This window comes from Pontibacter sp. GD7 (assembly GCF_058216375.1).
Genome location: NZ_JBYZMP010000008.1, coordinates 101300 through 124311 on the forward strand (window position 1 = coordinate 101300; position 23012 = coordinate 124311).

General features: G+C 46.8%; 14 protein-coding genes, 1 tRNA gene and 2 pseudogenes. 10 read left to right on the forward strand and 7 right to left on the reverse strand.

Annotated features, from left to right (window positions below; translation table 11 throughout):
* Positions 1-221: 221 nt before the first annotated feature.
* The 3 genes from AC4BAP_RS13575 to gap all read right to left on the reverse strand — a co-directional run bounded on the left by AC4BAP_RS13575 (position 222) and on the right by gap (position 3715).
* Positions 222-1115, reverse strand: coding sequence for a diacylglycerol/lipid kinase family protein (locus tag AC4BAP_RS13575; protein ID WP_490583209.1), 894 nt, complete (start codon positions 1113-1115; stop codon positions 222-224).
* Between the two features lie 110 nt (positions 1116-1225).
* Positions 1226-2077 (reverse strand): universal stress protein, encoded by an 852-nt coding sequence (locus tag AC4BAP_RS13580; RefSeq protein WP_490583210.1) that lies wholly within the window; start codon positions 2075-2077, stop codon positions 1226-1228.
* Between the two features lie 645 nt (positions 2078-2722).
* The gene (gap, locus tag AC4BAP_RS13585; protein ID WP_490583211.1) at positions 2723-3715 is read right to left on the reverse strand and encodes a type I glyceraldehyde-3-phosphate dehydrogenase; all 993 of its coding nucleotides are present in this window, start codon (positions 3713-3715) and stop codon (positions 2723-2725) included.
* Positions 3716-3893: 178 nt separating this feature from the next.
* On the opposite strand from gap, the gene AC4BAP_RS13590 reads away from it, so the two are divergent.
* Positions 3894-3965 (forward strand) — tRNA-Glu (locus AC4BAP_RS13590).
* On the opposite strand, the gene AC4BAP_RS13595 is transcribed toward AC4BAP_RS13590, so the two are convergent.
* The 3 genes from AC4BAP_RS13595 to AC4BAP_RS13605 all read right to left on the reverse strand — a co-directional run bounded on the left by AC4BAP_RS13595 (position 3928) and on the right by AC4BAP_RS13605 (position 7242).
* The gene (locus AC4BAP_RS13595) at positions 3928-5703 is read right to left on the reverse strand and encodes a recombinase family protein (protein ID WP_490583276.1); all 1776 of its coding nucleotides are present in this window, start codon (positions 5701-5703) and stop codon (positions 3928-3930) included. The two genes, AC4BAP_RS13590 and AC4BAP_RS13595, sit on opposite strands and share 38 nt — an antisense overlap.
* Positions 5704-5714: 11 nt before the next feature.
* Positions 5715-6146, reverse strand: a complete 432-nt coding sequence (locus AC4BAP_RS13600) for a hypothetical protein (RefSeq protein WP_490583212.1) — start codon at positions 6144-6146, stop codon at positions 5715-5717.
* Positions 6147-6300: 154 nt separating this feature from the next.
* On the reverse strand, positions 6301-7242 hold the full coding sequence (locus AC4BAP_RS13605; RefSeq protein ID WP_490583213.1) for a hypothetical protein: 942 nt from the start codon (positions 7240-7242) through the stop codon (positions 6301-6303).
* 1372 nt (positions 7243-8614) lie between these two features.
* Between AC4BAP_RS13605 and AC4BAP_RS13610 the strand changes: the two genes are divergently transcribed.
* The 6 genes from AC4BAP_RS13610 (at position 8615) to AC4BAP_RS13635 (ending at position 18088) form a co-directional block, all read left to right on the forward strand.
* Entirely contained in the window at positions 8615-10231 is a 1617-nt protein-coding gene (locus AC4BAP_RS13610) for a type I restriction-modification system subunit M (protein ID WP_490583214.1), read from the forward strand.
* Positions 10232-10257: 26 nt separating this feature from the next.
* Positions 10258-11850 carry a DUF6119 family protein gene (locus tag AC4BAP_RS13615; protein ID WP_490583215.1) on the forward strand — a complete coding sequence of 531 codons (1593 nt, stop codon included), beginning with the start codon at positions 10258-10260 and terminating at the stop codon, positions 11848-11850.
* Between the two features lie 121 nt (positions 11851-11971).
* Positions 11972-12850 carry a GIY-YIG nuclease family protein gene (locus AC4BAP_RS13620; RefSeq protein WP_490583216.1) on the forward strand — a complete coding sequence of 293 codons (879 nt, stop codon included), beginning with the start codon at positions 11972-11974 and terminating at the stop codon, positions 12848-12850.
* A gap of 38 nt (positions 12851-12888) precedes the next feature.
* Complete coding sequence (locus AC4BAP_RS13625; protein ID WP_490583217.1) at positions 12889-14163, forward strand: restriction endonuclease subunit S; 1275 nt, start codon at positions 12889-12891, stop codon at positions 14161-14163.
* Positions 14144-17521 (forward strand): type I restriction endonuclease subunit R, encoded by a 3378-nt coding sequence (locus AC4BAP_RS13630; protein WP_490583218.1) that lies wholly within the window; start codon positions 14144-14146, stop codon positions 17519-17521. The genes AC4BAP_RS13625 and AC4BAP_RS13630 overlap by 20 nt, the downstream gene beginning before the upstream one ends.
* Positions 17522-17572: 51 nt before the next feature.
* On the forward strand, positions 17573-18088 hold the full coding sequence (locus tag AC4BAP_RS13635) for a hypothetical protein (RefSeq protein ID WP_490583219.1): 516 nt from the start codon (positions 17573-17575) through the stop codon (positions 18086-18088).
* A gap of 406 nt (positions 18089-18494) precedes the next feature.
* On the opposite strand, the pseudogene AC4BAP_RS13640 reads toward AC4BAP_RS13635, so the two are convergent.
* Positions 18495-18701 (reverse strand): annotated as a pseudogene (locus AC4BAP_RS13640) (LytTR family transcriptional regulator DNA-binding domain-containing protein); the annotation flags it as partial.
* Between the two features lie 527 nt (positions 18702-19228).
* Here AC4BAP_RS13640 and AC4BAP_RS13645 point away from each other — a divergent pair.
* The 3 genes and pseudogenes from AC4BAP_RS13645 to AC4BAP_RS13655 form a co-directional block, all read left to right on the forward strand.
* Entirely contained in the window at positions 19229-21424 is a 2196-nt protein-coding gene (locus tag AC4BAP_RS13645) for a T9SS type A sorting domain-containing protein (protein ID WP_490583220.1), read from the forward strand.
* A 716-nt stretch (positions 21425-22140) separates the two neighbouring features.
* Positions 22141-22587 (forward strand): DDE-type integrase/transposase/recombinase, encoded by a 447-nt coding sequence (locus AC4BAP_RS13650; RefSeq protein ID WP_490583221.1) that lies wholly within the window; start codon positions 22141-22143, stop codon positions 22585-22587.
* 12 nt (positions 22588-22599) lie between these two features.
* Positions 22600-22758, forward strand: a pseudogene (locus AC4BAP_RS13655) (integrase core domain-containing protein); the annotation flags it as partial.
* Positions 22759-23012 lie beyond the last annotated feature (254 nt).

Consider the following 23012-nt stretch of genomic DNA (forward strand, 5'->3'; position numbering starts at 1 on the left):
TTTAATTAATTATCAGTAATGAGCAATGAATAAGGCGCCTGTTTAGCGTTTATTAAAACCCATACTGCCCGCCCTTGCAGCGTGTTCTCACCAGCAAGTATAATAGCCAGTGCCTTAAATTGTTAGTAAAAAAAACCAACAATGGCGGGTTCGATTTCTTTTAGCCGAAACCCTAAACAGCTTCAAGGTTTAAAATATTACTCATTGCTGTTCATTCATCATTAGTTAATTCCTTCCGGCACTACCACTTTCAAGGAAAGCGGATTCATGTGCACGTCAAATTCAGAGGCTTTACCCATAAATTCCCCATCTGCGTGGTACATCATAGGTTGATCGGTATGTACTTTTACGTTGGTCGTTTTAAAATATTCTGCACTATCGGGATGCGCCAGCTGCTTGGTAAGCATGCAATAGCTCAGGTTTAGTGCCTTTACCAGATCCAGCCTACGTACCAGGCACACATCCAGTAAGCCGTCTTCGATATCTGCCAATGGGGCTATGTAGGCATTGTTGCCATACTGTGCGGCATTGGCAAAAGCCATAACGTAGCAGTCTGTTTCAAAAGTTTTTTTATTGATGGTGGCTTTAACTGGCAAGTGCTTGTAGTTCATCACCTCCTTCATCACCAGCTCCACATAGGTTTGCAAGCCCCTCTTTTTGTTGCCGGCAAACACCGAGCTGATATAAGCGTCAAAGCCTATACCTGCTGTGGTAAAGAATGGGTGACCGTTTATACTTGCGCTGTCTATCGTAGCAGTGTGACCAGTGTTAAGAGTACTAATGGCCGCATCCAGACCCAACGGAATCTGGAGGTGCCGTGCCAGGCCGTTCCCGGACCCCTTAGGCAGTATGCCCAGGGCCGTCTCAGTATTCAGCAGGCCACGGGCCACTTCATTTACAGTGCCATCTCCGCCAACGGCTACCACAACCTCACAGCCATTTTCTGCCGCCTCTTTTGCCAGTTCAGGCGCATGGCCGGCATACTCGGTGTAGACAATTTCGTGTTTATACTTTTCCTGATCCAGAAGCTGCTCTATGCGTTCAGCAACATTTATCCGGCTTCTGGTGCCAGAGGTAGGGTTGATGATAAACCGAATATGTGCAGGTACAGCCATAGTGTAAAGTATAAACGACGCGTAAATTTACCTTTTATGGGCCACAATAAAAAAGCCTGCATGAACATCCATGCAGGCTTATTCTGTTATTGGTCATGCAACGCTTATACTTACTTCAGATGTATTGTCAGCACAGGGATGTTGGTGTGGTTTACAAGGTCCTCGGCTATACTTCCGCTCAGCAGATGCGACAGACCCGTTCTGCCATGGGTAGCCATCATGATCAGGTCGGCACGAATGTCTTCGGCAAAATGCAGGATTCCGTCCTCCTCCATCACATCGTTGTACACATTTATAGTATAGTTCTGCAGTCCATACTTTTGTGCTGTATGCTCCAGCTTCTGGCTAATACTGCTACTCGACTCAAAAGCGCCGGGCGTATTGATGTAAACGAGGTGCAGACGTGCCCCAAACATGGCCTGAAAACGCTTGAATTGCTCCATGGCATGGCGAATCTCCCGTTTGAAATCAGAGGCCAGCACGATCTCATTCACAGTAAAGTCCGGATCGCGGCGCTTCACAGTAAGCACCGGGCAATCGGCGGTTCGCACCACTTTTTCTGTATTGGAGCCAAGCAGAAACTCATCCAACCCACTGGATCCCTTCGAGCCCATCACCACTAAGTCAACCGCGTCTTCCTTTATTGTTCTCCTGATCTGATTTATCGGTTTGTTCACCTCTACCTGGTGCACCACATCCACGCCTGCATGATCAAAAGAGTTGACCAGGTGTGCCATATCTGCCTTCGTTTTTTCGAGTAGTTGCAGCACATACACATGCTCCATGCTGCTTGGCTGCAAAGTAAGGTCGCCGGTGGCACTAAAGCCTGAACCGTATGGCACCTCAACGGCATGCAACAGTTTTATAGCGGCACCTGTTTTTTTGGCAATGGCAATGGCTACCTCGTAAGCATAACGGGCCTGCTCCGAAAAATCAGTGGGTACTAGTATTCTCTTTATCATCGGCTTGCGTTTTAGTGGAATATTAAGTTACAAAAGTATCTTCATACTTTAATGTTATCCATGACAAGTATTTGTTTTTATACTGATGTACGTCAACTTTATACTTGTAAGTATAGATTCGTGTTAGCTTAATATGGAATTGGTTGAGTTAAAATAGCCTTGTGTTACTTTATAAAAGAATGTCAATTAGCATATTCTTGGTAACGGTAACTTGGAGAACCGGACCAAACCACTCCTAGCCCCTTTCTTATCCAAGGCTACGATTAGGACACGAGTATAAAATGCTCTATCTACCGCGAGTTTTCAACTCGTGGTTGTCCATGTGGGCAAGCTTTCAGCTTGCGTTAGTCGCTTTTTATACTTGTGTATTTCTACACAAGCTGAAAGCTTGCTATATAATAAACCACGAGTTGAAAACTCGCGGCAGGAATAACAGCGAATGTAAATTTGTGTCCTAGTAGTAGCCTTGAAAGGGCTAGGGGTGGTTTGATCATTTACTCAATTAAATACAATACCGCACATTTGAGCTAGGGTAAAGTAAGCATCGTTTATACCTTTGTCTGTATCAACTTAAATCTTCCAAGCAGAGAAAACAAAAGAGCCTGCCCCTTACAGGGCAGGCTCTTAAATAAAGCTTTTTATAGCTTAGCCTATCTTAGCAATAAGGTCAGCAGCTCTGTTTGAGTAGCCAGCCTCGTTGTCGTACCAGCCAACCACTTTTACAAGCGTTTCGTTAGCCGACGTCATCTCTGCGTCGAAGATACAAGAGTGTGGGTTACCGATGATGTCGATAGAAACGATTGGATCCTCAGTGTATTCCAGGATGCCTTTCATTTCACCTTCTGCAGCCTTCTTCATGGCAGCGTTGATCTCCTCTTTCGTAGCTGGCTTTTTAAGAACGCAAGTAAGGTCTGTAAGCGAGCCATCCGGAATTGGAACGCGCATTGCAACGCCATCCAGTTTACCTTTCAGGTGAGGAAGTACAAGTCCTACCGCCTTGGCAGCACCAGTTGAAGTAGGTACGATAGAGTAAGCAGCAGCACGTGCTCTTCTCAGGTCGCTGTGTGGCGCATCCTGCAGGTTCTGGTCGGCAGTGTAAGCGTGTACAGTAGTGATGTAGCCCTTCTCGATACCGAAAGTATCGTCAAGTACTTTAGCCATTGGCGCAAGGCAGTTAGTCGTGCACGACGCGTTAGAAACGATTGTCTCTTCGCCAGTCAGTACATCATCGTTAACACCTAATACTACTGTTTTGATATCTCCTTTGGCAGGAGCAGAAATAACTACTTTTTTAGCGCCGGCCTCTAAGTGACCACCAGCACCTTTTTCATCAACAAATCGACCAGTAGACTCCAGCACTACGTCTACGCCAAGTTTGCCCCAAGGCAAATTCTTTGGCTCACGCTCAGCTGTGATCTGGATTTCCTGGCCATTCACGATTATGCCATTGGCAGAAGCCTCTACAGTGCCATTAAAACGGCCGTGTACTGAGTCATACTTCAGCAGGTAAGCCAGCGTTTTAGTGTCTGTAAGGTCGTTAATAGCTACTACTTCAACGTTTTCTTTCTGAAGCAGCGCCTTAAATGTAAGTCTGCCGATACGGCCGAAACCGTTAATTGCAACTTTTATTTTAGACATGGTATCTAAGTTTGAGAGTTTTGATTTAACGCTGCGAAGTTACAACTACCATAGAGTAAAACCAATATTTTTTTCCAATCTGAGCATGAACGACTTACAGCTATTGTTAAAAAAATATGCATGAATGTTTTGCATGTATAAAAACACCCGCTATATTTGCACCACAATCAGACAGAACGGCCCGTTCGTCTAGGGGTTAGGACGCCAGATTTTCATTCTGGTAACAGGGGTTCGATTCCCCTACGGGCTACTGAAAGGGAAAAGTGACTATCACAGTTGCTTTTCCCTTTTTCTTTTTCCTTCAAAAACCGCTCTATCTCTTTGGAAAGAGCATAAAAGCCGTTCACCCTTGGGGTTCGATAACCCTCTATTTCGCGGTCATAATACACCCCGTCGGGAAACATCATCGCCTGCAGCTGCTTTCTGCCCTGCACGTCATCATTACCCCATGAAGATGAGATAGTTACAGCCATTTTCAACCCGTTTTCGATGAAGGATTTGGGGTTCGATAACGCAGGCGCGCACTTCTCCAGATTTCGCTCGATTTCCAGCAGTTCAGTCTTCAGCTCTGAGCTATACTTTACAAAGATTTCTTTCTCGATTTCACCAAAAGCATAGCGTCTTTCTAAAATTTCCAGTTTCTTTTTCAGCTCGGTGTGCTGGGTCTGCAGGCGCTTTTCCTCTGCCCTGCTTTCCTCTGTCAGTTTGTGGTAGGTCTCCTCCATGATCACCGAGAGCTTGGGCAGGTAGATGGCATCCACCTCGAGTTCTGACAAAAAGCCTTCATATAAGTTGTGCAGCTTACTGGCGTTGCGGTTAAGCCTGCAGCCGACGGTGTTGCACTTGTAGTAGTGGATTTGCTTCTTTTTCATCTCGTAGCCCGTGAGCGGCTTTCGGCAAGAGCCGCACCTGATGTGGTGCCTGAGCGGCAGTTCCTCGTCCTCCTTGACCTGCGTGTAGCCGTGGGCGTTCTGGGCCTGCAGCCCATTTACCTTCAGGAACATTTGGCGCGTAATCAGCGGCTCGTGCCGGCCTTCCACCACCTCCCCGTCTTCGAGCAGGCCATGGCTAATCAGACCACAGTAGAAAGGATTTTTGAACAGCTTGGTCAAGGTCTGGTTGTAAAGTGTCAGACCTTGCGCCTTGAGCCGCTTAATGATGTCGGTGTTGCTCAGCCCCTGCTCCGCTCTTAGCTGGAAAGCCAATCGTATCAGCCTGCCCGTCTTGTTGGGCTTCAGGATCACTTCTTTGCCCACGATCACCTTGTCGTAGCCCATGGGCACCCTGCCTACCCACTGCCCTCTTCGGATGCGGGCCTCCATGCCCGTCATGCACTTCTCCCTTCTCAGGTCGTTGTCGAACTGCGAGAAAAGGAACTGCACCCCCTGCTGAAGCTTGCCTGCCGCCGTCTGCGTGTCCACCGGCTGGGTCACGGCCACCACGGCGATGCCCATGCGGCCAAGCGCGTCGACGATGCCTATCGCTGAGGAGCCGGTTCTGGAGAAGCGGTCGTGGGAGTAGACAAGGATGTATCCCACGCGCAGGCGGCTTTTCTTCACGAACTCGAGCATCCGCTGGAACTCCTTCCGCTCGTCCGACTTGGCGCTCTCGTAGGTGCCGCCGAACTGCCCGGCCACCTGGTAGCCGTGGCGCTCGGCGTAGTCCGTGCACTTTGCCAGCTGGGTTGAAAGGCTCTGGTTCGTCTCGGCCTGCTCCTTGGTCGAGACGCGGGTGTAGATGATGGCCACCTTGCCGCGCGGCGCGGCCTTCTTGCCGCCCTTCTGCAACGGCCGGGCAAAGATGCTCAGCCCGCTCCCCTTCCCGGTCGCAGCACGAAGCGCAGCAGGCTTTTTGGTTGCAGTCTTAGCTTTAGACTTTGTAGCGGATACTGCTTTCGCTTTAAATACAGCAGATGTCGTAGCTGCTTTCTTTGTTCTGGGTGCAGCCTTGACTACTTCAAGCTTAACTGCGTTGGTTTGCTTTTTCATGTCCTGTCAGGTTAAAAGGAAAGGGATGCTGTTACTTTTTTGTTACGCTTGGATTTCGGCTTTTGTGCTTTAAAGGCTTTGGCCAATTCGGGGTCTGCTTCGGCTTCATCTGCCACAGTGGCTGCCGACAGCTCCTGCAGGTACCGGTTGAACGCCCAGGCCGAGAAGCGCAGCATGAAGTCAACCTTCGCGTGGGCCTCTTCCTGGGTCAGGTGCTCTAGCCCGGGCGTCTGCCGTAGCTCGCGTACGTGCCGTTCTACCGTTTCTACCTCTTCAGCTAGTTGATTGTAGTAGCTATCATAGCTGCTTAGCTGCTCTGCCGCCTCTTCATGTTCAGCTGCATCAGAAGCGCTTGCTCTGCCCTTAGGCTTTATTTGTCTGTGTTTACTGGTGTTTCTTTGTTGTTGGTTTTTCTGTTTTTGGTTTTTGGATAACGTTTTCAATTTGGTATTTGCCAGTGCCACAGGTCCGGGGCGACCGGTACCGGGGCGGGCTATACTATGGGTGCGGGGCTACCGCTGCCCTTGGCTCCTGCCCGATCAGCGTCCGGCAAGAGTAATTGTTAATGTAGTCTGAAAACTTTTAATTACTTCAATGCTAAATTCTACGGCGGTGCTCTTTGGTGAACTTCAGCCTGGAGCCCCCGCGGTTCTCGAGCTCTACCGACTGGTAGTTCTTCAGGGCCAGCGTCTCGATCAGCTCTTTCGACAGGGCCTCGTCCAACACCCCATCAGTTGTGGTGCGCAGGGTGATATGGCGCTTTTCATCAAAGGTGACGGTTACCTGCCTGAAGCTTTTGTTGCGAATGGCACGAACCACCTGCAACTCTTCCTCTGAGAGAAGCGACAGACGCGGAATGTAATCGGCCTTGTCCTCGTCCAAAATAAAAGCTGAAAGGTGCTGCGTGATGGATAGGAACACGTGCGTTCTACCCAGTAGCACCTGCCCTTCCGGCCCCATGCCCTGCATCTCGTCGAGCCAAGGTGCCAGCTCCCCTGTCGGAAAAATAAAGATGCCGGCTTCCTGCTTGCGGTACAAGGCGGAATAGATTAGTGTTTCGAGTAAAGAGAACCGGATGCCGTAGCTGGCCTGTGCGGCCTGCGCCTGCCCACTCAGATATTCTTCTATCAGCGCCTCAACTTGTTTAGCGGGCATCGTTTTGCCGAGCTCTTCCCGAAGCTTTGCGATCATTTCCGGAGTAAGCGCATCAGCAGGTATTTCCTGTACATCCATCAGGTACTCGCGCAGGGCTTTAACCCGTGCAAGCGGCAAACCCAGCTCGCGCAGCTCTTTGGCCATCTTGAGCCACAGGTACTCCAGAAAACTGAGCCTGGTCCAGGCCTGCTCTTCCGTTTTGGGTGCCAGGCCCGCCTTCTTCCAGTCCACATAAAGCTTGGGGGCCACCCCGGTCTGCTTCAGGGTAAAGATCGGCTCGCGCAGCTTCTCGTACAGTTCGGGTATCTGGTCCATCTCCTGCAGGTCTAGCTGCAGCGAAAAGTCCTCCGTGCCGGTTTCCGTAAGTGGTGTCTCCTGTTTCATGTATGGTCAGTTCCTGTATATTCCCCAAAGGTAATATTCACTTTTTACTATACAACAGGTTTGTAATATTTGTTTTATTTCATGATAAAATATTTTCTAAAGCCGGTTCTTGGGCTCAAAACAGCAGCTTAGGTCAGCAAAAGAAACAGCGACAAGATCTGAAAAACGGATCTCGCTTGCGCGCATGCACGCGCACGTCATGCGCAGGCGGGCGCGGATATAGAAGCGTTGGTGCCAGTTGCGGACACTGAAAATAAAGCCGGAAAAGCATCCGCTGCGGCAAGAAAAGGAGAATGCCGCACCTGCGCTTCCACAGCTTGTCTTGTGGGGACTTTTGCGGATAGCTAAGTCACGTGCGCACAGACAGTTATCATCACTTTTCACCCTACCGCAAACAGTTAAAACCAGCAGCCGGAGCATAGGCTTTCCGCGGTCGGAAACGCGACGGAAACCACCACTATTCAGCATTAGTTGCGGAACAGGCAAGACCGCCTTCCGCACGAAGCCTCCAGAACAACGGCTGAAACAGCCATTCAGTAGCAACTGCAACTCACGTGTTACCAGATAGTTACAACTGTTTATGAAAGCCGGAAAACAGGCCAAAACAGCGTTTTCCGGAGCTCCGCACCTCGCGGCCCAAAACAGGTTTTAGAGCCGACCTCAGGGCGCGTGAGATTTCACAGGCTGATTTCATGGTAAAATACCACGGACAGAATGCACTTAACCATCAAAAAAGAGCCATGAAAATAAGTACGGTGATAAGGCGGCAAATCCGCACGCGGGAAACACCCTCTGGCGCAGCCGATACAGACAATTTTTGTGATCAAAAAAAGTACTGCAAATCAACCTGTTTTCCGGCGCATACACCACAGGCAGGATCACGTTTGGTTGCGGAGCTTTTTCCGCGGCCGGAAAGGCCGCTACAGTAAGTTACGCGCTTTTCCGTACACTCTTTTTGTTCCGTAATTAAATCCAGATTCAGGCAGCAATTGCAAGTATAAACCAACGGTTTTCCGCACAAAAAAACACCGGATATGAACGCATTAATTCCGTCTGCCAAACCCGTGCATAAATAAGAGTAAAACAGCGGTACGGAGCACCCGTTTTCCGCGGGTTCCGGATAAGACTTTAGCGCGGCGGCACGCCTACCCATAGTGCAACTGCAGCCTGTGTTATACATGCAGACAATTCAGCATCCCCTCCTTTCCCAGCCGGACTGCACGGCCGCTTGCACTTTGCCGCGTCTCCGACGGCCGTTCACCTCTCCGGCAACCGCCTCTAGAGCATCGCAAAAACTCTATATTTTTCTACGGAACAATGCCACCTTTTCCGTACCTTACACACCTGTTTCAACACCGAGTACCAAGTATACATGAGCAATAAAGTTACCACCTCCGCCAAAGCAAAGGCGGACATTGATTTTGAAAACGAACTCTGGAATGCCGCCAACGAACTGCGCGGCGCCGTAGCCGAGAACCAGTACAAAGACTACGTGCTTTCGCTGCTGTTCTTAAAGCACCTTTCCGAGCGATTTGAGATACGCAAGCAAGAGATAGAACAGTCCTTTGCAGACCCGCAGAGCGACTATTATAACATAGAAGACCACCAGCAGACCGAGGTGCTGGAAGACGAACTGGAGTACCAGGTAAAGAACGTATACCGCCTGCCCCGCGAGGCTACCTGGGCCTACCTGCGCGAGAACGCCGAGCAGGACGACATCAAGGTGAAGGTAGACCAGGCCTTTGTGCTGATCGACGAGCTGCTGGCCAAACGCAACCCCGACTACAAAGGCGTGCTGGAGCCGATCTTCGTGAAGAGCCAGCTCTCCCCTACGCAGGTGGCCGGGCTCATCAACCTGTTCTCCAAAGAGAAGTTCTCCGAGATCAACAACCCCGAGTCTGATATTTACGGCCGCGTGTATGAGTACTACATCGGCAAGTTTGCCATGGCCGAAGGCTCCGGTGCAGGCCAGTTTTTTACCCCGGGCTCGGTGGTGCGTTTGCTCGTGGAGATGCTCGAGCCGCTCAAAGGCCGCATCATGGACCTGGCCTGCGGCTCGGGTGGTATGTTTGTGCAGAGCCTTAAGTTTTTGCAGGCGCACGGCGGCGACAAAAACGACATTTCCATTTACGGGCAGGAGCGCTACGAAGGCACGCTGCGCCTCTGCAAAATGAACCTGCTGCTGCGCAACCTCTCCTTCGACGTGAAGCTGGGCGACTCGCTGCTGCAGGACCGCTTCCCCGACCTGAAGGCCGACTATGCCCTCATGAACCCGCCGTTCAACATCAGTAACTGGCACCCCGAGCTGCTGCCCGACAATGACCCGCGCCTCTTCGGGGCCAAAGATACCTTTACCACGCCCGGCAACGCCAACTACATGTGGTTCCAGACGCTGTGGCACCACCTGAGCGAGCGCGGCACGGCGGGCGTGGTGATCGCCAATGGCGCCATGACCACCGGAAGCGCTGGCGAAAAGAACGTGCGCGAGCACATGATACAACAGGGCATGGTGGACTGCATCGTGCAGATGCCCGACAAGCTGTTCCTGACCACAGGCATACCGGCCTGTATCTTTATACTCAGCAAGAACCGCGACGGCCGCGACGGCGAGCACCGCGAGCGCAAAAACGAGATCCTCTTTATAGATGCCCGCAAACTAGGCAGCATGGCCAGCCGCCGCCTACGCGTGTTCGAAGATGCAGACGTGGCCCGCATTGCCGACACCTACCATACCTGGCGCAACCTGGCCGGCAGCTACTCCGATGTGGAAGGCTTCTGCAAGGCCGCTACCCTAGCCGAGGTGGCCGCCAACAACTACGTGCTCTCGCCGGGCCGCTACGTGGGCTCCGAAGCCGAGGAAGACGACGGTGTTCCGTTTGAAGAGAAAATGAAGCTGCTGACCACCGAACTGGCCGCTCAGTTTGAAGAAAGCGCCCTGCTGGAGAAGCGGATTCGGGAGAATCTGGAGGGGATTGGGTTTATTCTATAACACATCTATATCATATTATAAAGCTTATGAAATTAAACTATTACTTGTTTAAAGATACTGTAACAAGCTTCGAACAGTTATACAATTCTGAAAAGGTATCAGAAGAAAACAACTATTATGAACTAGCACCTGCAGCAGGAAATAACTGTGATTTTCAATTCAAAGTCTTTATACAAAAGAATAAAGTAAAGCAACCTAAATGGCTCCCCTTCTTTCAAGATCATGTGATCATTGATGATGCTAACAGTATCAATAACACTGTTAATTCTTTTGTAATACTTTTAAAGGTTAACCATCAAGATAAAGATTACTTCTATGCAATTACTGGTGGATTTGGTTTCAATGCAATAAACAGAGATAATATAGAGCCAGGCTTTGGCCTTAAAGTAGCATTGAACACTATAGATCCTGATAACATAAAAACATGTGATGTTAGAAATGTTGATTTAAATACTAAACAGCAAAGAGTACTATTTAGTAAAGGAAGTAAGATAGAAGATTTTAGCCTTGACTTTGATCAGGACCTTCTAAACATAATCGCAGGTAAACCAACTGATGTAAATGTAGGCTCAAATCTACATGGTGCTGATAGTTTAAAACTTAAATCAGATATAAACTTCACTCAGTTAGGTCAAAAATGTATCGAATTAACAAGGCTTTTTTTAGCTGATAATTATACCCATAACTTTTCCTTTATTGATAACATTAGACAAGTAAAAGCAAATTCTCAAATTGCTGAACTCAATGATCTTCTTGTTGTTTCCATCAACAATAGAACAACAACCGGAATATCTCTATCCTATCCGGACATGATTGAGTATCAAAATTGTGATAGCTATAGGATTAAATACGGGAGAACTCAATCTGATTATGAAGATGTTACTATAGATAACATTTATGATTTTCTTGGTCAATCATCTATCACACTAGATGACATTACAAAAAAGATAAAAATAATAGGTTTTCAAGATGGTAGCCCTCTTACTACAGCTGTCTCTTTACTAGAGTTTATAGTTTATGAAACTAATTTTAATAACAAAACCTATATTTTATCTTTAAAGAAATGGTATGAAGTTAATCCTGATTATTTAAACACTATAAATACAGCAGTTCAAACGATCCCTTTATTACCAACCCCAACATACCTCCCAGCTTTAACAAGAGGAGAAGCAGAAGGAGATTATATTGCTAGACTTGACAATACTCAGGTTCTCCAACTTGATAAGGAAAATTTTCAAATACCCAATTCCAGAAGTAAAATAGAAATTTGTGATGTTTTTGCTGATGCTAAGTTTTATTGCATAAAACGAAAGACAAGTTCAGCAACACTTAGCCACCTATTCGCTCAAGGTAGTATCTCTATGACATTACTTAAAGACTATATTGAGTATAGACAAGAAACATGTAATAGATTAAACCAACATTTTCAGAATTTAAATCTAACTCCTCAAAATTTTCCATATTCACAACATACTTTAGTTTACGCAATAGCAACAGATAAGCCAGGGGATATACGAGACATTCTTCCTTTCTTCAGTAAAGTAAATCTCATTCAACATTACAAGAACGTTAAGCGATTAGGTTATAATGTTGAAGTATGCAAAATTGATGTGAATTGAAACTCTTTACAGATTACAGAGGACTTATCTAAACAGTTGAAATTTAGTTCACCTTTGCTTATTGTATTAAACAAATTATACTAAAGAGACTAAGATGCACAGTTGCTTTACTTGGGAGTCAATGGGTTTCCTTACTTCTCCAACTCCAATTAATGGTGGAGGCATTTATTTATTAGTGTTTAAAGGTAATCCAAAACGAGTTGTTTATGTAGGAGAGACTAACAATTTCGATAGACGAATCAATGAGCACCATCAGGCATATCTAAATGGAGGACGGACCATTTGGCGAGTTGAGGCCCATAACGATGTTTATGAGCTAATGAGCTATAAAGGAGAAGGGCAACGTTTTAAATATTATGCTTCATTAGCCAAGAATAGAAAGCTCTGGGCTAGTACAGCTATACAAAAGAAAGAAGTTTCAAATGACTTATGCAAACACGACAAGTTTGAGAGTAATTGGTCTGAATTTGTAGAAAAAAATTACATCAAAAATATTGAAGTGTGGATCTGCAGAACTCCAGATGTCAAGGAACTTAGAAAAAGAATTGAGTCACAAATCCAATATAGTTTAATGATCAACTATAGTATAGGGTCACACATCCATAATGGCAAAAACAACATGTGTTGGTTAGGTAAAATTGAATACGGAAAAGAAGTATTCGAAAGCCCCTATACTTTCTCTAATTTACCTGACATCTCAAATGAGTTTACAGAGATTTTATTCAATCTAACAGGAAAGAGCGTTATAAATTATCTTAAACCGACCAAAGCTAAAAAGAAAGAAGAAAAGGCTGAAAAGGTCGCTACGGCAAGACAAACATTTAAGAAAGCTGGAAAGTCATTTACCATACTTGAGACTTCTAACCTAAAATTATATATAAATCTTAATAAACCTTTATATGAAATAGCTGAACTATTGCAAAGGCCCCCTGAGCAGATAGAAAAAGAATATAAGAAACTACTACAATGCAATAAATTGCCTGAACTCAGGTATGAATAGATAATAGCATTGAAAATAGCAGCATAATTACTCAATACATGACTACTTGGACTACCTACATACTTTCCGAAATATGCACTAAAATAGGCAGCGGTGCCACTCCAAAAGGTGGTAAGTCTGCCTATATATCTGAAGGTATTTCCTTGATCAGAAGCCAGAATGTACTTGACTTCACATTCACAGAAGATGGTTTGGCTTTTATCAATGAAGCACAGGCAAAAGCTTTGGCTAATGTGGAAGTGCAAGAGCGTGATGTGCTGGTAAATATTACTGGTGATTCTGTTGCCAGAGTATGCCAGGTGCCTAATGAGTATCTGCCTGCAAGAGTAAACCAACACGTAGCTATACTTCGTGCTGATACTTCTAAATTCTCTCCTGAATTCCTGAAGTATAGCTTATTAACAAAGTATAACAAAGATAGACTCTTATCACTTGCCTCTACTGGTGCGACACGCAATGCCTTGACTAAAGGTATGCTGGAAGAATTTGAAATTTCAGCACCTGAAGATGTTGCTGTTCAAAATCGCATAGCCGAAATCTTATCTGCGCTGGATGACAAAATAGAGCTGAACCGCCGCATGAACCAAACGCTGGAGCAAATAGCGCAAACGCTCTTCCGGCAGTATTTCGTGGATAGTATCGATGAAGAGAATCTTCCGGAGGGATGGCAGCAATGTACGTTGGAAGAGATGATTGACATCAAGCATGGCTATGCTTTCAAAGGGAAATTCTTTAGCGATGAACCGACAGAGAACATACTTGTGACACCTGGTAACTTTAGAATTGGTGGCGGCTTCAATACCAAAAAGTATAAATTTTATAAAGGCGCTATACCTGAAGATTATATTTTAGCTAAAGCTGACTTGATAGTCACTATGACTGATTTAAGTAAGGATGGCGACACTTTAGGTTACTCTGCACTTGTACCAACTATACCTGGTAAGCTACTCCTGCATAATCAAAGAATTGGAAAGGTAATCTATAAATCAGAGCTGCCTTTAAAGTTCTATCTGTATTGGCTTATGCGCTCTGATTCCTATAGAGCTACTGTTTTAGGAAGTGCAAGTGGAAGCACAGTAAAACATACATCGCCCTCAAGAATACTTGAATACAAGTGCATTATACCTAGCGCTGAAGCATTACTGAATTTTGAAGAGCAAGTAAGAGAGCTTTACGAAAAGGAACATGCAAATCAGTTAGAAATTTATACTTTATCTACCCTCCGCGACACCCTTCTTCCCAAACTCATGTCGGGAGAAATTGATGTAATGCAAATCAAACCGGAAGAGCTGCATGAGCCAGTACTTAGCTGAGAGCGACATAGAGGCAGCGGCCATTGACTGGCTGCGCGGGCAGGAGCCCTATACTTACCAACACGGCTCCGAAATAAAGCGCGACCTGAGCAAAGCCGTGCTCGAAGATGTGTTCGAGGCCTTTCTGCAGCGCCGCTACCCGCAGGTGCCGCCCAAGGTGCTGGCCGAACTGAAGCAGGAGTTCCTTTATAATGCCGGCGCCGATCTGCACCAGCGCAACCACGCCTTCCACCTCAAGCTCAGCAAAGGCATCAGCAAAACCTGGAAAGACGATACCGGCCGGCAGCACTTCGGCCACTTCTACCCCATCGCCTACGACGATGTGCACCAGAACGAGTTCAGTGTAGTCAACCAGTTCACCATCATCGGCAAAAGCAAGCGTATCCCCGACCTGGTTATTTTCGTGAACGGCCTGCCGCTGGTGCTCTTCGAGTTCAAGAACCTCTTCAGCCAGGACGCCACCGTAGAGGCCGCCTACAACCAGGTGCAACACTATACTTACCAGATTCCGCAGCTCTTCGAGTACAACGCCCTCACCATCGTCAGCGACGGCCAGACCACCCTGCACGGCATGTACAGCAGCGGCCTGGAGTGGTTCGCCGCCTGGAAAAGTATAGACGGTTCAACGGTGATTCCAAACGGATTCGCGCTGGAGACCCTGATCAAAGGTCTGCTCGTACCTGAGCGCCTATTGCAATACGTGCGCCACTACATCTTCCACGAGCTCGACAAGGGCCAACTGATCAAGAAAGGCGCCAAGTACCACCAGTTCTTCGGCATACAGTACGCCCTGCAGGAAACCCTGAAGTCGGTGAAGCCCTACGGAGACGGCCGCATTGGCGTGGTATGGCACACCACCCGCTCCGGCAAAAGCATTACCATGGCCATTTACACCGGCATTTTGCGCCAGCTGCCCGAGCTGAAGAACCCAACCATTGTCGTGCAGGTAGACCGTTTTGACCTAAACCGCCAACTCTTCGACGATTTCGTGGCCGCCAAAGACCTGGTTGGTGACGTGCAGATTGCTAACACCACCGACGAGCTGCGCGCCCTCCTGAGCGGCGAAGGCGGCGGCGTGGTGTTTAGTACCGTGCAGAAGTTCAACCTGAAAGACACCGCCACCGGCCGCGAGCTGGAGCATCCCGTGCTGAGCACCCGCGACAACATCATTGTGATAGCCGACGAGTGCCACCGCACGCAGTACGGCCTGGTGCAGGGCTTTGCCAATAACCTGCGTCGCGCCCTACCGCAGGCGAGTTTCATCGGCTTCACCGGCACACCCGTCGACAGCAAAGACGCCGACACCGTAGCCGTGTTCGGCGACATCATCCATACCTACGACATCCGCCAGGCCACCGAAGACAAAGCCGTGGTGCCAATCTACTACGAGCCGCGCCTGGCCAAGCTGCACCTGGGTAATCCACAACTCGAAGAAGAAGCCGAAGAGATAACCGGTGGTCTGGAAGAGAACGAGAAGAACCGTATTTTGTGGGCCGCCATGGAAGACGCCGCCGGAGCCAAAGAGCGCGTAGCAGCTATCGCCCGCGACATCCTGCAACACTATACCTCCCGCACTACGCAAGGAGCGCGAATGGAAGGCAAAGCCATGATCGTGTGCATGAGCCGCCGCAACTGCGTGAAGCTCTACGATGCCCTCACCGCCCTGGAGGGCTGCCCCGAAGTAGCCGTGATCATGACCACCAACATCGCCAAAGACCCTGTGGCGTGGGCACCGCACGTGCGCTCGAAAGAGCAGATGGAAGCTGTAAAAGCCCGCTTCAAAGACCCGGACGACCCGCTCAAACTCGTGATCGTGCGCGACATGTGGCTCACCGGCTTCGACAACCCGGCCATGCATACCTTGTATGTCGACAAAGTAATGAGCGGCCACAACCTGATACAGGCCGTCAACCGCGTCGCCACCGTCTTCCGCGACAAGCCCAGCGGCCTGATCGTGGATTATATCGGCATTGGTGACAAGCTTCGCGACGCCACGAAGAAGTATACTTCCGCAGGCGGCGAAGGCCGTGTAGCGCTGGATATTGAAGAGGCATTTGAGCTGGCGAGGGAAACGGTTGATGTGTTGCGGGAAATGCTGCCGGGCGGGCCGGTTGAAGTTGCAACTACTACTTCTGGTGCAAGTGTTCAGCATAGCGTCACTTGTACTGAATCATGGGGCAAGTCTTCAGACTTGCGAAAGCCAGAGAACGGTTCAAGCAAGTCTGAAGACTTGCCAGCATTACAAGACACAAGTGACGCTGCGCTGAACACTTGCGCCAGTTCTGATAACGTAGAGACGCAATATTTTGCGTCTTCATTAGCCGCCGAAGACGCTGGAACCTTTACCACGAAGCGAGCAAACAGACATAACGATCTGTCCGGCAACTGTAGTGCTGCACCATCCGGGAATGTACATTCGGGAACGATTGAGACGCAAAATATTGCGTCTCTACATCAGGCTATCCCATACTTCTCAGCTTTACCTAAAACGGAAAGACTTAAACTGGTACAGCACGCCATTAACCATCTGGTAAAAGACGACGAACTAAGCAAAGCTTTCCTGCTGAACGAAAAGAAACTCAGCAGTCTGGCCCCTATCATCAAGAGCCACGAAAGTATAAATCTGCTCGCTGCCGACATCATTTACCTGCAGCACGTAGGCGCGGCCCTGCGTAAAGCCAAGAACCCGGACCGTAACGTTAAAAAAGCAGCCACACAGGTAAAAGACCTCATTCATAGAAGTATAGAAAGCGAAGACGTGGTGGACGTGTTCCAGATGGCCGGCATTGAGCGCTTCGACATCTCCATCATCAACGACGATTTCCTGGCTACGGCTAAAGAGCAAAAGACCGGCAACGAACTGAAGCTGGAGCTGCTTCGCCAGATCATGAACGACGAGATAAAGATCCGCTCCGCTAAAAACTTGGTGAAGTATAGAAAGCTAAAGGAAGAAGTAGAGAAGATCATTGCCGACTACCACAACCACTTTTTCGACAGCCTGGTGGCTATGGAAAAGCTGCGCGAAGTGGCCCGGCACATGCAGGAAGAAGACGAGCGCCGCAACCAGCTGGGCCTCACCGACGAGGAAGAAGCCTTCTATGAGATACTCGCCAAGCACCCCAACGCCGTGCAGGACTTCGACCTGATCAAAGAGCTGGTGCAAAGGATTCTGGCCCAGGTAAAGAAAAGCGCCTCCCAACCCGACTGGTACAAAAAAGACGACACCAAAGCCCAGCTGCAACTGGCGGTAAAGAAAGTGCTACGCTTTAAAGTAAAAACCGAGCTGCAGGAGATACTGGATGAGATCATGGAGCAGGCTGAGGCCAGGTATAAGGAGTATGATATGAGTGTGGCGTAAGTTGCAGCTATATCAGAGCAAATTCTCGTTATGCCATTTAAAATTAAGATTATGAAACCAACCTTACTACTACTATTAACTTTATTCACAACCGCTTTTACACTTTTAGATCCAGTATGGGAAGTAGCAAAGCTCAGTTCAAATGTTTCTGTTCAATTACCCTCGTTGCCTGAACTGGAGAAAAGCCAGGGCGTTCAAGGTTATAGGGTATACAATGGCAGAACAGCCTTTGTAGCTTCTGCAATAGAGTTAGGCATTCCGAACACTGAAAAGCTAACATCCCAGGATAGGCGTGTAATCCTGATTGGTGCAGAAAAAGGTGCACTTAAACAGGCAAATGGGGAAGCTAGGGGTTCGTTTGAGTTAAATATTGGGGCTAACGATGGAAGAGAGCTCAGCTTCAGGGCTGTTGATCAGGATTCAGGCAATAGCTTTATTCATCATATGCGCTTAGTAATTGTGGGCACCAAAATGTATTCATTTCACTGTTGGTACCCCGAAAATGACAAAGAGGCTACTCAAGACAAAGACATTTTCTTTGGCTCTATCAAAATAGTGTCACGGTAGTCAAACTCTCAAGATAGACACGCCGACTCGCATTTAAGCATTACCAATAACCCGATAACAGGCCATTCACGCTGATAATACAGCTTTTAATCATACATGCCTGGTTTATAGTATTCCGCAAGCTTACTATTTTATTGCAGGTTCTTTACATATCATAAACCTGATTTTGGTGGCATGCACATTTTTAGTTTAAAGGGGTCTGGTTGCAAAGATTACCAATGAAAGCCAGCGAATTACAGCACGCAAAACGAAGTAAGTGGGGGTGATTTATCTATTTTAAGAAAGTAAATAACCAACAGTGCACTTAACTGCAGGCTGGTATTTGGCACACATGCTCTGTATGCTTGCTCTCCTGGTGCAACTATGGCATCTCCTCTAGCCATAATACCTTATTAACTTTTAAACGCTATACTTTATCCGCCCTAGCTAGGAACTGTTCGCGGAAGGTAAGTCCAACCGGGATAGTTTTGCCTGCAATTGTTACCTGGTGCCTTTCTATCATGTCGAGGTGGTTCAGTGAAACGATATAAGACTTGTGCACCCGCACAAACTGGGCGGCGGGCAGCAAATCCAGGGCCTCTTTCATTGTTAGCAGCGAGAGTATCTTTTTGCCTTTGGTGCAGAAGGCACATTTTCATTCCAAAACTTTTATTAGAAGAATGCTAAACAAAACAAAGTTGCTACGCATGGTTGAGTTACTCTTTAATCCCCAGTACCTTAACCTCAAGGCCCTAATGAGACTGCAGCAGGCACTCATACCCTTTCTGCGCTTCTATAAGTAGCTTATATTGTAAGAATTTTTATCTGTTTAAATTCTTGAAGGTATATTTTAATTAACATCATCCCATATCCCCAAAATTTACCTCTATTTACCTCTATTTACATCTCAATCATCCCGATTTTGGAATTAACACAGAATGCATTTCCCAATTTGGCTCATGAATTAAAAGTACCATTACTGTTAAAGACATCTTATGAATAAGATGCCTCCAAATATATTCATATATAACATATTACATTATATATATAACATCGCTAAAACAATATACCAATATAAAACCTCACAAACTGTTACCTATGTATTAAGTAGTTAAGGTTTGAATTTTGCATCAACAGATGCACCTAACCTAACCTTAAACTATGATAAAATTTTACCATCTGCCCAGATTACTATCAAGACACATTCTTTTAAAGCATACATCAAGAAGTAAAAGATTAAAGACCTTAGTTACCTGCATATTGTTAGCACAATCCTGTGCATTATTCACTGATACATTTGCGAATGACACAAGAAAGAGCTTGCACCCAAACAATGTATTAGGAAACACACACATCAGAAGCTTAGTAGGAAAGCAGTATATACCCCAACTAAATACAACCGGTCCAGATCTTAGGCTCACTTATACAATTCTTACTGCGGGACCCTATGTCGATGGGAGCACTATAACTATCAGATTTACGGCACAGAACATTGGCTCTAGTTACATATACTCTAATAACGGTGTGCCCAATATATTACCCCCCGGCTTAACTTACATCAATCACACAATGCCGGGGTCTGGTGGTTTTTCAAGTAATACTTGGCGCCCCAACTGGGGCAACTTTAATGCAGGCGCAACTCACACTATAGATATAACAGCCAGAATAAACTCCAACAGCTCTATTTCCCACTCAATTGTTATAGATGGCGGCACTGGAGATATTGATTTGAGTAACAATAGTGTAACTCTGCAGGTCATCGTACAACATAACAGTAGGCCCGCTGTGAGTAATGTTACATCTAATAATGTAATGAACAACGGTACCACAGTACCAATTTCACCCTTGTCAGGAACAGATCCAGATGGAAGCATTAGCTACTTTACACTAGTGACAGTCCCCGACCCCTGGAAAGGCACACTTTATGTAAATGGCACCGCTGCAGTTGCTGGCCAGAAAATAACGCCCGTCGAGGCTACTAAACTAAGTTATAAAGCAGCAATTGGACAACCAGGAACTCATACATTTACTTTTACAGCCGAAGACAACCTGGGGGCACTTGCTAACTCCACTGCAACCTATAGTATACCTGTAGTAACTGGCGCAGACCTTGCTATCACTTACCAATTACTTACTCCCCCTCCATACACCAATGGACAGAGCATCAACTTGCGTATTGTAGTTATGAACCAAGGAACCACGAGTATTGCTGGAACTACAGAAGTAAAGAATGTCTTGCCCTCCACTTTAACGTACGTCAGCCACTCTAGTAGCACCCCCTATAGCCCAGTTACAAATACCTGGAACCCCAGCTTGTACAATATTAATGCAAATACAAGTTCTACCTTAGATCTTACTGTCAGTATCAATAGCAGTATACCACTTAAGCATAGTATATCTGTTTTCCCTCCCAGCAGTGTAACAGACATCATACCATCAAATAATACTGTTACTTACGCACTACTCAATGGGACATCCGTATTCGATGTTGCGGTTTTGCTAGACAAAAGCGAAGTTAGTCAACCCATACCAGGGCTTGAAGGCATGTCCCCTACGGGTGCAATTGTTTCTTACAGAATTTTGTCTCTGCCAGATAACACGCATGGGAAGCTTTATATAAATAGTGAAGAAGCAACTGCCAATCAAGTATTGAGCCCCACAGAGGCAGCCCAGCTTAGTTTCTACAGGGCTCCCTTATTCACAAGCGGTTTAGCAACCTTCACCTACACAGCCACAGATAACTTGGGGAATAGCTCAACTCGAACTGGCAACTACCGCCTTAGCCTCCCTCCCGATGATCCAAGCGCTGCTCCTTTGTCCGTAATACTGTCCACATTCACTGCATATGTTTACCAAGGAACTGTATTTTTGAAATGGGTGACGGCTAGTGAGGAGGACAATGATTATTTTGAAATAGAGAGAAGCATTGGCGCAACATCCTATTACCCTATTGCTAAACTAAAAGGGGCTGGAAACAGCAACACACTGCATACTTATACCTATCAAGACGCTGACGTGCCACCCGGTAGCTTTCTAACATACAGACTGAAGCAGGTCGATATAAATGGGAAGTATGAGTACAGTAAACTTGCTGTGGTCAGTACGAAAAAGGAAAATACCTTAGCTAAAGTTTTCCCAACCCAAATAGATAAAGAAGTATCAATTGACCTGACCTCATTGCCAAACCCTCTGTATTCCGTCAGGATCATTAATTCAGAGGGCAGGGTGGTTAGGCAAATTATGGTAGAAAACAAGCCATTAAAAACGCTTGACGTGAGCAATCTGAGAGCAGGCCGCTACCTTATCCAGGTTGAGGGAAAAGACTACAAAAAAGCCTTTTCTGCAATTAAGAAGTAATGTCACCATCATTTATCATACAGGGTTATTCTGCCTCTGGTACTTTATACCCATCAAACTCCCTTATTTATGATCGTGAATACTTATGCTTTAGTAAGTGACTGCTTATCTCTATATGCAATGAACAAACACTTCAGGAACCCACAATACTTTGATTCTGTCGATAGCTTGTCAGATTGTGTTCTTCGTAATGAAAGGGACGGTGGTCTACCATTCCTAGTTTTGATAGATTTCCATCTACCATTTCTAGATTATAATAAACTGCTCACAAAGTTATATCGACAAGACAAGCTTTTCAGAGCAAGATGTATCGTTGTTTTGTTGATGACTAACATTGAGCTTATTGCTAACAGTAAACTTTTGACACACCCACTTATCACTGCCATTATACCTAGACCATTAGACTTCGATTCATTAAATATGTTAGATGATCAATTGAAAAGTATTAAACATTTGTTGAATTGAAAACATTATGAACCTCATAATTTATGATTCGCACTATCGACTACTAGGTATCTCTCAGAAAGACTCGCTTGTAAAGTAGTATGCAAATCATATAAGCGAAATCTTGATCGACTCATACCTCCGCTTATATAAACACTATTGCTAACTGTATTTTTCCCAGAACTTCGGCCATTGTATAGTTGAAAAAAACTTTAGGCCTGACAAGAAGAAGGCGCTGCTGGAGTTTATGGTGGAGGGGTACGGGCTGAGGTTTGTCAGGCCTGCAAGGCGGTGGGTGCATCCACAAACGTGTCTACAGGGTCTACAGCCAACTCAGGCTAAACATCAGAAGGAGACACAGGAAAAGGCTGCCGGCACACGTGAAGCATGCCCTCTTCCAGCCTGATAGGCACAACCAGGTATGGTCGGTGGACTTCATGGGTGACAGCCTGTGGGATGGCGGAAAGTCCAGGCTCCTGAACATTGCCGATGACTATAACCGTGAGATCCTCACCATAGAGGCTGATCTCTCCATCCCGGCCCTGCGGCTGACCCGGGTGCTGGAATACCTCAAGGAGCTCAGGGGCTTGCCAGAGATGGTCCGGGCGCGCAACGGGCAGGAGTTTTTCTCCCACAAGCTCGAGGGCTGGTTCAGGAAAAACAAGGTGAGGCTGGTGTTTATTCAATCTGGTAAGCCCATGCAGAACGCCTACATCTAGCGCTGCAACAGCAGTATCAGTAGGGAACTGCTCAAAAGGTATGTGTTCAGGACCCTTTCAGAGGTGCGCCAGAAGTCCGGAGAGTGGATGCAAGACTTCAACCACCACCGTCCGCATCAGGCACTGAATTTTAGAACGCCTGTGGAATTACTGGAGGCAATCGTAACTTGAAAAACCAACTTTACAATGGTCCAAAGAGCAGGGAAGCTTACATATGGACTTACTCAAAGTACAGCACAGCTGTCAGGTACAGTCAGCCCTCTTCAGTCTTGTTGTAGGTCAGGGAGGCCCCCAATTCTATTCCTGTCTTGGTGCTGCTCTACAAATCCATATACCGCGTGTCCCCCTATAGGCAAATGCAAACAATTAGTTGAAGCTGTCAATCAATAAGCCCCCGTCAGCTGTAATAAGTTAAAAGAAACAAA